Origin of the sequence: Phocaeicola fibrisolvens, from assembly GCF_025567125.1 — a bacterium.
Taxonomy (GTDB): Bacteria; Bacteroidota; Bacteroidia; order Bacteroidales; family Bacteroidaceae; genus Phocaeicola; species Phocaeicola fibrisolvens.
The window spans coordinates 1-12,252 of the sequence record NZ_JAOQJI010000071.1 but is presented as its reverse complement, the minus strand read 5'-3'; the positions used below and the strand labels follow the sequence as shown (position 1 = coordinate 12,252).

At 48.7% G+C, this 12,252-nt stretch carries 10 protein-coding genes and 2 pseudogenes; 4 read left to right on the top strand and 8 right to left on the bottom strand.

What is annotated here, in order from left to right; translation table 11 throughout:
• Nucleotides 1-535 precede the first annotated feature (535 nt).
• From OCV81_RS16815 to OCV81_RS16800, 4 genes are read left to right on the top strand one after another with little or no spacing between them, the layout of a single operon-like run.
• Nucleotides 536-2,032, top strand: a complete 1,497-nt coding sequence (locus tag OCV81_RS16815) for an amino acid adenylation domain-containing protein (RefSeq protein ID WP_148331016.1) — start codon at nt 536-538, stop codon at nt 2,030-2,032.
• A 19-nt stretch (nt 2,033-2,051) separates the two neighbouring features.
• Nucleotides 2,052-2,294: an acyl carrier protein gene (locus tag OCV81_RS16810; RefSeq protein ID WP_148331015.1), complete on the top strand. Its 243-nt coding sequence runs from the start codon at nt 2,052-2,054 to the stop codon at nt 2,292-2,294.
• A 13-nt stretch (nt 2,295-2,307) separates the two neighbouring features.
• On the top strand, nt 2,308-3,702 hold the full coding sequence (locus OCV81_RS16805; protein WP_148331014.1) for an MBOAT family O-acyltransferase: 1,395 nt from the start codon (nt 2,308-2,310) through the stop codon (nt 3,700-3,702).
• Nucleotides 3,702-4,751: a histidine kinase gene (locus OCV81_RS16800; RefSeq protein ID WP_148331013.1), complete on the top strand. Its 1,050-nt coding sequence runs from the start codon at nt 3,702-3,704 to the stop codon at nt 4,749-4,751. Before OCV81_RS16805 ends, OCV81_RS16800 begins: the two co-directional genes overlap by 1 nt.
• Before the next feature lie 6 nt (nt 4,752-4,757).
• Here OCV81_RS16800 and OCV81_RS16795 read toward each other — a convergent pair whose 3' ends face one another.
• The 8 genes and pseudogenes from OCV81_RS16795 to OCV81_RS17785 form a co-directional block, all read right to left on the bottom strand.
• Nucleotides 4,758-5,702 (bottom strand): retroviral-like aspartic protease family protein, encoded by a 945-nt coding sequence (locus OCV81_RS16795; protein ID WP_262640497.1) that lies wholly within the window; start codon nt 5,700-5,702, stop codon nt 4,758-4,760.
• Nucleotides 5,703-6,261: 559 nt separating this feature from the next.
• A complete protein-coding gene (locus tag OCV81_RS16790) occupies nt 6,262-6,711 on the bottom strand; it encodes an arsenate reductase ArsC (RefSeq protein WP_148331012.1) in 450 nt (149 codons plus the stop codon).
• A gap of 66 nt (nt 6,712-6,777) precedes the next feature.
• Nucleotides 6,778-7,746 (bottom strand): permease, encoded by a 969-nt coding sequence (locus OCV81_RS16785; protein WP_148331011.1) that lies wholly within the window; start codon nt 7,744-7,746, stop codon nt 6,778-6,780.
• 106 nt (nt 7,747-7,852) lie between these two features.
• Nucleotides 7,853-8,086: a thioredoxin family protein gene (locus OCV81_RS16780; protein ID WP_148331010.1), complete on the bottom strand. Its 234-nt coding sequence runs from the start codon at nt 8,084-8,086 to the stop codon at nt 7,853-7,855.
• A 34-nt stretch (nt 8,087-8,120) separates the two neighbouring features.
• Nucleotides 8,121-8,828 (bottom strand): aromatic aminobenezylarsenical efflux permease ArsG family transporter, encoded by a 708-nt coding sequence (locus OCV81_RS16775; RefSeq protein WP_148331009.1) that lies wholly within the window; start codon nt 8,826-8,828, stop codon nt 8,121-8,123.
• Between the two features lie 11 nt (nt 8,829-8,839).
• On the bottom strand, nt 8,840-9,280 hold the full coding sequence (locus OCV81_RS16770; protein ID WP_148331008.1) for a nitrophenyl compound nitroreductase subunit ArsF family protein: 441 nt from the start codon (nt 9,278-9,280) through the stop codon (nt 8,840-8,842).
• A gap of 442 nt (nt 9,281-9,722) precedes the next feature.
• Nucleotides 9,723-10,907: pseudogene (locus tag OCV81_RS16760) on the bottom strand (sirohydrochlorin cobaltochelatase).
• 41 nt (nt 10,908-10,948) lie between these two features.
• A pseudogene (locus OCV81_RS17785) lies at nt 10,949-12,174 on the bottom strand (TonB-dependent receptor plug domain-containing protein); the annotation flags it as partial.
• Between the last annotated feature and the right edge of the window lie 78 nt (nt 12,175-12,252).

Here is a 12,252-nt window from a genome sequence, read left to right as displayed (position 1 = left end):
ATGATGAAATTTGAAAGAGGAAACCTGGAAACTCCTTTTTTTTGAGGAAAATCCAAACGACTTCAATCTGATATGAAACGGCAGAGGCCATCTCAATTCATTTTGAGACGGCCTCTATTTCCTCCTTTTATGTAGACTCAAAAACGCCTAAGCATAAATACCCATTTGGGCTTGAAATTTCTATGTTTCCCACACGGAAAACGTATGTTTCCGCCTTGAGAAACGTACGTTTCACGGATGGAAAACATACGGTTCTCGAATGGAAAACATAAAAAACATTTCCTCATGTGGCACAATTCGACGAAGCATTTTCCGGAAACACTACAGAGCAGTCATTCTTCTTGTAATAAATCACGTATATTTTTCCCTCTCAGAACGCTGTCCGCATACAAATCAGTATAACTATTATCTATCACATACTTACATTTAACCAATATTCACATTCCTGGAATAGGGGGATTTGCACCAATCTCCGTTATACAAATAAACAAATAAAGGCAAGCAGACATAATAGACTAGACTATAATTACGTAATATGGAAAAGAAAAACGACGCAGATATGCTGGCAGACATGGTCCAGGCATCGAACCGTTATGCCACGCGTCCGGCACTGGTCCTTGACGACCGGACCTATACCTATCAGGAATTGTTCGGACTGGCAGGAAGTATTTGTGAAACGCTGAAAAATCTCCATGGAGACACGGTGGGCATCGCGGCCGAAAACCGTATGGAAACCTACGCCTCCATTTTGGGTGTGCTGCTTTCCGGGAAAACCTACGTCATGTTACATCCCGATTATCCGGCAGAGCGCAACGCTCGGATAGCCCGGCAATCCGGCATCGGCCTGTGGCTCTACAGTGGGGAAAATGGCGACATGCTTCCCGCTGACATCAGGGCCATACGGGTATCTCTCCCCTCTCATCGGCTTGCTTTGCCGTCCGGCATCGAGGAGGTGGATTCCGACGTACCGGCTTACATCATCTTCACGTCCGGAAGTACGGGCGAACCCAAAGGGGTCCCCATCTCCCGGAAGAACCTGAATGCGTTCTACCGGGCCTATCGTGCTTTAGGATGGCAACTGGATGAAAACGACCGTATGCTTCAGATGTTCGAACTGACATTCGATGTCTCTGTCGTGTCGTTTCTTTATCCCCTCACCCTCGGTGCGTGTGTCTATCCCGTTCCGCAGCAGGGAATGAAATACCTGAACGTACTGGATATCATGGAACGCCATCGGCTTACGTTTGCGGCTGTAGCCCCTTCCGTGCTTCGGTTGTCACGTCCTTATTTCGGGGAAATCTGTTTCCCAGACTTGCGCTATCTCGTCGTCACCGCGGAGGCCACCGACGTGAATCTACTCCACGAATTTCGTCCTTGCATACCCAACGCCACGGTCATCAACCTGTACGGATCGACCGAAGCGACCATCTACTGCACGTCGTATGTCATCCCGGCAGAAGGGGCCAAACACCATAACGGCATGGCGGCAATCGGGAAACCTTTTCAGGGGATGGACTATCTGATTGCCTCCCCTTCGGGCAAACCCCTTCCGACCGGAGAGACGGGTGAACTGTGGATTTCCGGACCTCAACTCATGAGCGGGTATTGGGGTGCTCCCGAAAAGACGGCGGAATGTTTTGTGACGGATTCTTCCGGAAAGCTTTATTACCGGACCGGCGATCTCTGCCGGGCAGATACGGACGGAGACATCGTTTATTGTGGCCGCAAAGACACACAGGTAAAGATACAAGGCTTCAGAATAGAATTGGGCGAGATTGAATACCACGTCAAGGCGTTCTACCGACATAGCTGTAACGCGGTAGTGTTGCCGGTTTATACCTCTGACGGAAGTTGTGAACTGCACCTGACCGTAGAGCGGGAGACGGAAGATACGGAACGCCTGGGACAGTACCTGCAAAGCCGTCTGCCGTCTTATATGTGCCCCCGGCACATCCACTTCATCCCTTGTTTTCCACAAAACAACAGCAACAAAACTGACCGGAAGCAACTATTAAAATTCATCACGCAATAACTCAAAAACAATCAAGTATATGGAAACGAAAGAATTATTGGAAACCCTGAACGGAATATTCAGAAAAGTATTGAAGAGAGACAACATCACATTGACCGAAAGCACTACGGCCCACGACGTGGAGGGATGGGATTCGCTGACCAATATGGTACTGCTCACCGAGATTGAGAAGAAGTTCGGGGTGCGTTTCACGTTTCGTGAGATCGTGAAATTGAAAAACGTAGGCGATCTGTGTCAGACTATCCTGAATAAGGCCAAATAAGGAGGGAAAAGCGATGTCATTCATTTCCCTTGAATTTGTCCTGCTGCTTCTGCTCTGTTTCACCTTATACCATTTTGTCAGTGAAAAAGGGCGGAAGCGGATTCTACTGGCGGCCAGTGGGGTTTTCATCGGCTACTTCAATCTCGCATTTCTTGTCACGGCACTGGTCGTAAGTCTTTTCACCTACGGTGCGGCGATACGGATTGAGCGGGCCTGTGAAAAAGGAAGGGGCTCCCGCTTGATTTACTGGAGCAGTATCTCCTGTCTCGTCCTCTACTGGATTGGGTTCCGCTATGCCCACCAGTTGACCGGAAACTCCGGCATTGTTTTCCCGTTGGGCATGTCGTTCTACACCTTTCAGGCCATCGGCTACTTGACGGAAGTCTATTGGGAGGAGGAAAAGGCGGAGCGGAGTCTGATGGATTTCCTGCTTTATATGCTCCTGTTCATGAAGTTCCTGTCGGGTCCCATTGAACGGTCTGCCGATTTGCTTCCGCAAGTCCGAAGACTCTCTCCTGCCTCCTATTCCATGATGACCTACGGCCTGAAGCTGATTGTGGTGGGATTGGTGAAGAAGCTGGTGCTTGCCGACCATATAGCACCCTATATTGACGGAGTATTCCATTCGATGCACACCGCCTCAGGTGTACAACTGCTTATGGCTTGCTTGCTTTATCCCATCGAACTGTATGCCGACTTCTCCGGCTACACGGACATGGCGATTGGAACAGGCATGTTGTTTGGATTGAAACTGTCACCCAACTTCGCGCATCCCTTTGCCGCCCAGACCACGGCTGAGTTCTGGCGCCGCTGGCATATCTCCCTTTCCTCCTGGGTGCGGGATTACCTTTTTCTTCCTTTGTCATCGTTCACTCGCCGTTGGGGACAAGGAGGTGTGACGGCAAGCCTCATGGTGACCTTCATTGCGTTGGGTATATGGCACGGTGCGGGATGGACATTTGCCGTCTATGGATTCATTCAGGGGCTTGTGATTGTGTGGGAACTGAGGACCGAAAAAATACAGAACAAGGTAAGGAAACGTATCGGAGAACGGCTGTTCGCCACGCTTTCGGTTGTCCGCACCTACCTCATTTTTGCCGTATCGCTGGTGTTCTTCAAGGCACAGTCTGTTTCAGACGCGTTCTATTTCCTGCGGAACATCTCTTTTCAGCCCCATGCGAGCTGGAAAGAAATCAATATCGGCATGTCCGACCACATCTGCATCGTAGCTGGCAGTGCCTGGTTGCTGATACTGCTTTATGACTTTTTTATGTCCAAAGGCGACTTGCACCTGCGTTTAGAGAACCAGCCAGCCTTCGTCCGTTGGACCGTGTATTATTTAATTGTGTTTGCCGTGTTCGCTTATGGCAAGTTCGGCACGGAAAACTTCATATATCTGCAATTCTGATGGAAAAAATACCGGAAACTATTACGGACGCACCCATCCGTAAACGCGCTGCTTTCCTGCGTCTCGTCCGAAAGTCGCTGTGGTTTGCCCTCCCATTCTGGGCTTTGATGGCCCTTTACGTGTATGACGATCCTTTTATGGTCCTCCGCAAATACGACCTGTATGATTCAGACGTCATGTTGAACGAACAGCATGTAGGGTGGCAAATATACCGGAACCATAAGGACAGCGTGCATTTCAATTCTTTTATCTTGGGTAATTCTTGTACTATGGCCTTCCGATGCGGAGAATGGGAAAAATACCTTGCCCCCGGCGACCGTGCCATCCGCCTTTTCGGTAATGCGGAAAGTATGAAAGCGATTATCCTCAAGCTTCATGCCCTTGAGAGTGAAAGTGCAGAAATCAAGAATGTGCTGCTGGTTCTGGACCGGACTTCCCTTTCACATTCTGAACTCCTGACAGGTCCCAGCCATATACTTCCGGCTGCTATATCGGGCTGTAATCCGTTTGTTGTGCAGATGGAATTCATACAGGCATTCGCAATGCCAGACTTTTTGTTCCCCTATCTGAAATATAGAATCACAGGACGTGTGGAACCAGGGATGAAGCGAATGAACCCTTATGGAAGGATACGCGATTCGAAGAACAACGATGCGTTCAATCCACGCGAGAAGATGATTGAGCAGGAAGGTGAGGCATACTGGGAAAACCGTAAAAAGGAGTTTCCTGAGCGAGTTGGTACGGTCACTATAGCTGAAACTGCCATATTTCAAAAGCAACGGAGGATATTGGAGGAAATCAGGGAAGTCCTGCGTCGTCATCACACTTCAGTACGTGTCATCATCAGTCCGGATTATAACCAGAAAGAACTGCACCCGGATGACAGAAAAATCTTGCAAGGCATTTTCGGAAAAGAAAATGTATATGATTTCAGTGGCATCAATGAATTTACAGAAGATTACCACAACTATTATGAATCAGGACACTATCGCCCCTTGTTGGGCAATCAGCTGCTGGAAAGGGTTTATAATACGCACCATTCGGGTTGAGACTGTTCAACGAACCAAAAAGTCATAGAAAGGAGTATAAAGTCGGTCGTTCACCTCCAAATAAAGGAAGTTGTTCTTGAAGTCATAAAGCTGGTTGAAGCGTTGCAGGAAATTGTTGCCTAACACGCCGTCCATCGCCTCACTGGCCTGCACCCCTTCCGTCACTGTAGAAAAAGCACCGGGTATGCGGGGCAAAGTCAGGGCATCTCCCAGTGTCACCCAATCGAAGTACACGTTCTGCAGTTCACCGCCCTCCTTCACCGTACCGTCTATGCGCGAGATGGCAAATGGTTTCTGCGTGCCCAGCAGGCCGTTGCGACGGACGAAAGGTGTATTGAGGTCGAACACACGGTCGGAACCCGTGTCTACCTCTACCGATACCTGATAATCCACTCCACCGACACGCACGCCGACCGGAACGACCGGCACTCCAAGACGATAGTCCATCTTCAGCCTGACAGCCTTGTCCGATGCTGCCTTCTGCCCGTTGCCCAATTCATACAGGAAGATGGATTTCCGCCGATAATCGATACGGACATCAAAGTTCCTCAGGTAAGACAGTCCCAGCACGCCGTCCCAGGCATCGGGCGGATAAGGAATAGCTATCAGTTCCAAGCCGGAAATGGCCCGGCTGCCCATCCTCACCACCTGAGAGGGGGCTGTGGAAGAAATGGTCTCCACCGAATTGGCACCCTGGTTCTCCACACTTTCCGTAAAGGCAGCCAGCCCTTCGGTGCGCGGCGAATTGGAATTGAGCACCACGTCCGTCGCTCCCGTATCCAGCAGGAAGCGCAAGGGACGGTCGTCCTGCCCGTTGATATAGACTGTCACATACAAGCGGTTGTCGGCACCCAGTTCGAAAGGTATCGTGTCGACCGGAATTACTTCTGCCCAAGCCGACAGGCTCAGCAAACAGAAAAAGCATACACTCAGCAAAGACATTTTTCTCATATTCTCATTCTTTTTCTTTCAAAAGTACGGTCTGCCAAAGATACTATTTTTATTTTCAAATAACGACAGAAAAGAAAAAGTCATTCAGCTTCTACCATCTGGTTGACATATATCAAGTATTAAGGCCTTTCATGAAAATTATATGCTATACAACATATTATGTAATAAACAATGCGTACTTTTGTGTTGTAAAACATAAAAACAACTACAAAAATGAGATTTCTTATTAAATGTTTCATTAAAGGCCTGAGAATGATGGGCGACAACCAACTACAGATGCTGAACAAATAACAGTTCACATTTGCCCATTTTGAACGGGAACAATAAGCACTAAAAAAGCAAAAAATGAAACCGACCACCGGATACGCTTTACCATATTCCGATGATCGGTGTTTTTTTTATATGATCACTTTGTGCGCAAAATGGGCACCCCATTCACAAGCATTGGCAGATTGATAATAGCAAGGGGACAAAGTTATCAATGATACTGTAACCGTCTGAACAGTCCAAATCTCCTGTCAGAATATGTGTCATATCGCTCATTTTGGGTAGTAACGCCCTAGTCGCCGCAAGCGCATTTCGGCAATTCTTCTTTTCTGATTTCCGTGATATAGAAACGGGCAAAGGCATTTCTGATTTCGTCACGTACACGGCGGAACTCCGAGTCGATGAACTCCGGTGTGCCTGTAGCATGTGAAGGATCGTCAAAACCGATGTGCATACGTTTGCCGACCTTTCCTGTAAAGGCGGGACAGCTTTCATTGGCGCCACCGCAAACGGTGATTACATAATCCCATTCCTGATCGAGATACGTGTTGACGTGTGTAGGCACATGCGAACTGATGTCTATCCCCACTTCCTTCATCACTTCCACTGCCTTGGCATTTACCTGGGCTGCCGGTTCGGTACCCCCTGAATATACTTCCAGGTTTTTATCGAATGACTGCAAAAAACCGTGAGCCATCTGGCTGCGACAGCTGTTTCCTGTACAAAGAATCAATACTTTCATTTATTCCGTTTTTTTATTGGTTTGACTTAAAAGAGGGATGTTCCCCTATTCTATTTATTATCTTATCTACAGTATATAGTTAAACAGATAGCCCGACAGAATGATGAAGAACGCCACCGTTCCGAAGAATATGCCGATCAGTCTCCAGGTCATTACTTTCTTCAGCAGGGTGGCTTCCGGCAGGGAAAGGCCTACGACCGCCATCATGAAAGCGATTGCGGTTCCGACGGGAATGCCTTTTGCCACAAACACCTCGATGACAGGCACGATACCTGCGGCATTGGCATACATCGGTACGGCAAGAATCACAGACAGAGGCACGGCATACCAGTTGTCTTTCGACATGTATTGCTGGAAGAAGCCTTCCGGCACAAAACCATGCATGAAGGCACCGATACCGATACCAATCAGGATGTATATAAGTACACCGCTGACAATCTTCCAGGCATCACGGACAATGGTCGGGAGTCGTTTGATAAAGGTGGTATGGTCTTTTTCCCATTCATCGGCCTGGGCGGATGAGTGGGCCTGTATCTGCTTTACCCAGTCACTCAGATAAGGAGCCAGACGCATACGGCCGAGTACGATACCTCCTATTACTCCCAACAGAATCCCGCTGATGACGTAAATCAGTGTCACTTTCAGACCGAATGAACCGAGGAACATGGCCACAGCCACCTCATTCACCAGCGGGGAGGTAATCAGAAAGGCGAAGGTGACCCCCAAAGGGATGCCGCCCTTCACAAAGCCGATGAACAGCGGTATGGATGAACACGAACAGAACGGGGTGATGGCTCCGAAAAGTGACGCCAGCAAGTATTGCAACCCGTACATCTTGTGTGTGACGAGATAGTTCCGCAAACGCTCTATCGGGAAATAAGCGTTGACGATGCCCATCAACACACTGATGAAGAACAAAAGTAAGAGAATTTTAATTGTATCATAAAAGAAGAAGTTTACGGCAACTCCTACCGGAGTGTCGGCACTCAGTCCGAACAACCCGTAAACGAGCCAGTCAGCAAAATCCTGTATCATTTCTATTCTATTTTAATTCGTTTAAATACGAACAACCTGTTCATTAAAAGAGCGGCAGATTCCACCACGGTTGTCTCTGCCGCCCACAGTTAAATCATTCTGTGCCTCAGATGCCCAGCAGTTTCTTTACCTCGCTTTCAGTCGGAACCTGTCCTTTCATCTTCACCACCTCGTCAATCACCACGGCCGGTGTGGTCATGATGTGGTAGTTCATCATTTCCATGATGTCGTCCACCTTGGTCAGTTTCGCATCAATGTGGTTTTCTTTCAGCACTTTCTCAATGACATTGTAGGTTGCTTTACATTTGGCACAACCCGGACCTAAAACTTTAATTTCCATGTTCGTAAATATTTGGTTTGTTATCAGATTCATTTTATAAATACATTATCCAGCAATAATAGATGCCGACGAGGATAAACACCACGCCCACAATCAGGTTCATCCATTTCTGCACCTTCTGCATCCTGCCGTAGAAATTTCCCATCTGCTGCACACTGAAGGCAAGAATCCATGCCACGGCAAGCACAGGGATGGCTGTGGCAATGGCAAATACCACAGGAAGGAAATAGCCGGCTGTCGCTGTGGCAGACATCGGTATCAGCATGCCGAAATAAAACACGCCGCTTGTCGGACAGAAAGCCAGGGCAAACAGTACGCCAATCAGCAGGGCACCCCATCCGCCTCTTCGGGCGAGACCTTCCGCATTTCCACTGAATCCGAACTGCGGGAGATTCAGTTTGTCGCCAAAGAGCATGAACAGACCTATCACGAGCAGAAGCGGACCCAGCACAAGTTCCCCCCATGTTCCGATGGCCTTCTGTATGCCGAACATGCTGGAGCCTTCTTTCAGAACCATAATCAGTACCGCTCCGAGCAGAGTGTATGAAAGGATACGCCCCAGCGTATAGAGCAGGCTGTTCCGGAAAACGCGCTTCCTGTTTTCAATGTCTTTTCCGATAAAGCCGATGGCTGCGATATTCGTTGCCAGCGGACAAGGTGACAGCGCGGTCAGCAGTCCGAGCAGAAACGCCGTCAGTACGGGAGTGGAGCTGTTATCCAGCAATGTCTGTAACCAGTCCATAACCTTCTCCGTTATTTCAGCATTTCATTGACAGCCTTGACCACCCCAGCCTTGAATACATCCGGCGACTTGCGGGCATTTCCGAAAGCAAATTCAGTCATGTTCTCGCTTGTTTCCTGTCCGTGCTTGTATTTCACGACAAACAGCGATGACCAGGTTACCTCATACTTCTCGGCCATCTTCTCATTCTCCTTCTTGCTGATGTCTATTACCTTAAAAACGACCTCCCCCCTTTTGAGCTGTTCCGCAAAGTTCTCCTCCATGGCAGCTTTAGTATTACTTTCGATGGCTATACAGGTAGCACAACGCTGCTTCCCGTGAAAATACAATACTTCCACATGGTCTTTTACTGTCACTTCTTTTTGAGTCTGTGCTTCCGTTCCGTTCTTTGCGTTCATGTTGCAGGCGCTAAAGGTGAAGCATGCAGCAAGCAAGAATAAAATCTTTTTCATGTCTTTCTATTTTAATCGTTAGTTATTCGCAAAAATACGAACCAATTCTTCAAAAAAAAGAGCTTACTTACAGCAGCCCTCTTTCTTGCATATAGGTTGTACTAGAAAACCGGCAAACACCTTTTTGGCAATTTCCCAGTTTTCCTTGTTAATGCAGCATCTTACTTTCGGCGTTTCAGTCTTCCCGGGGCATCTTCTTCTGCCCTTCCGAATACTTCTTTTTCATCCTTTCTATTTACCTTATCTGTTTGTCGTTCGCAAAATTACGAATAGGCTTCGATTAATCAAATGAATTATCATATTTTAATACTTGTTTTTTTGCGACTCCTACCTCAAAGATACGTTCCAAATCCGATTTAAGGCTATACTCACAGCTTTCATTATCCGGAAGCATTGCCGATGAAGCTATAGCAGGCAATGCTTCCGGCCCCCTGATGACGGCTTATTGATAATCCTTTCCGTTCTCCCAGGCGTTGGCATCCCACTGTTCGCGGAGGTGCTTCACCCAGATCCGACGGATTTCAGGATAACTGCCCAGGGCGCGGATGCCACAACCGTCCGCGATACCATGGTCGGCCCCGGCCTCCTTGAGGGGATGAGACTCAAAATCCTCCTGCACCTAGAAGCCGATTTTCTCCAGACGTTCACGCCAGCTGTATTCGTTCGTGTTCAGTTCGACCTTATTCACATCGGCCCCTTCGGCCAGCGCTTTCAATCCCCAGAGGTCGTTATGGGCATGGTCACCGGCAATGGACATGAAAGGAGCGATATAGACTTTCACGTGGGCCGGTTGCAGAGCGTTATCCTCGCAATACTGCATAATCTGGGAGTAGATGCAATTCGGATATTGGCTGCGTACCGTGCGGATATCCGTGAGGTGGTCGGCCGGATTCTCTTCCACCTCTTTGGGCCAAAAAAGCATATCGCCATAATCCACCGTCCCCACAAAGATGTTCTTGTGGACGGCCTTGGCCTGCAGGGCCTTTTGTACCTCGGCATACTTTTGGTTCGCGCTGTAGTTTTCATCCGGGTTACCGTGTCCCATCAGCAGCACGATGTGGTGCTTGTCACTGAGTCTTTCCGCATAGTGACTGTAGAGCACGTCGGCCACCATTTTCGTGTCTTCTTCCTCAGACAGCAGGTTGGCTCCGCGCAACACGTCGATGTGCGGGAACCATTGGATCATAAAGTATTTCTTGATGTCGGTGTTCATCAACGAAAGATACTCCTCACCGGGAATCACATGCAGCGACTGTACTGCCACCCGCTTGTATCCGGCGTTTCCGATGGCCTTCAGCCACTGGTCGAGTTCATAGCGTTCGATGCCCGTAGCAGCCTGTACGCGGTTGATGCAGGTGCGCGAGGTGAACGACATGTAAATGTCCACATCAGGGAATTCCTTCTTGAAGTCATTCATCACGTCGTCATACACGGAAAGTGACTCTTTGTAGGTGCTGCCGAAAGTACAGAGCAGCAAGGCCGTGTCATGCTTCTTGGCCTGAGAGACAGTCCGTTCGGCCGGATTCAAGGTACTTTCCACGTCGTCTTTGTCACTGCACGAAGCGATACCCGTGCACAAGGCGGTCGCCATAAGCGTGGCCATCATACTTGATTTGAAAAAGTGCATTTCCATACGATTTTTTTGTTTAATAAGTGAATATAGTGTGATTATCTGCTTTTGAACTTGAGGAGTGCCGAAACGTAGAAATTACGTCCGGGTGTGGTGGTGGCCCGATTATAGCCGAAAGGAGTACGGTCTATGTAGTTGAACACATTGTCCACTCCTACGTTCAGGGTCAGCGTCCAGCGTTTCATTCCCAGGCAGGTGTGAGCCGTATTGATGCGCCAAGTCTGGAAAGCGTCGGCATTGTTATCCTTCACATAACGGCGGGTGGACTGATAGCGTCCGTACACCCCTACTCCCAGGCGATACCGCTTCCACGCATGCTGCCAGGCGGCATGAAACGTCGCGTTGTGCTTTGAAGTGGCATCCATCGGGATGTATTCCATGTAGTTGATACCCTGGTTGGGATATTGGGCCCTGGGGTCTGCGAAATTGTAGCCGCCGCTCAGAGTGAGGTCCTTGGTCGGCTGATAATTGAAAGTGAAGTCCACTCCCCAGATGCGTGCCCGCGTCAGGTTCCGATACTCCTTGCTTTTCTCAATCTCCTCCAGCTTCTCTTCCGGGGTCAGATTGATTTCCACCAGCTCAATCATGTGACGCAACAGGTTGACATAGCCTGTCAGACTGGCCTGCCACTTGTCTCCCGCGTATTCCAGCCCTACAGAAACATATTGGGAGGTCTGCGCCTTTAAGTCCCTATTGCCATGATAAGCCGTAAGCGCGCCGCCACCCAATGTGCGGTGTAGTTGTAATATAACTCTTTCACGGTGGGCGATTTGTATCCCATGGCATACGAAGCACGCAGGTTAAAATCCGACCATTTGTACAAGACGGACACTTTGGGACTGAAGTTCAAGCCCGTTTCCTTGTGCAAGGTTCCTCTGGCTCCTACGGTGACGACCGTGTTTTCCCGGGCCGTCCATTCTTCCTGGGCATAAGCGGCCAACGTATAGACAGAAGCACGGTCGCCGTCAATCCGGTGGGGAGATTCAAGACCATTGTACAGATACTCGATGCCCGTGTTCAGGATGTGGCGTTCGCCGAAGTAGAAGACCCCTTTCGCCTGGCCCAGCACCTGTTTCTGAATGCTTTGCTTGATGCGTTGTCCGGGGAAATAAGTGATGCGGTTCCCCTCCATGAAATAGTCGGTGACTTCCTATAACTTATAGTCGTAGAAATACCCATACCGGTCATACGAAAGATCTGCCGTCAGGTAATTCCGTCCGCCCAGCTTGTATTTGCCGCCGACAGCAAACCTATAATTGCGATACATTGCTGTCCGGAGAAAATTCGCCAAAACAGCTATTATTAATTAATAATCAGTTAGTTACCAAGCTAATAAAATTTT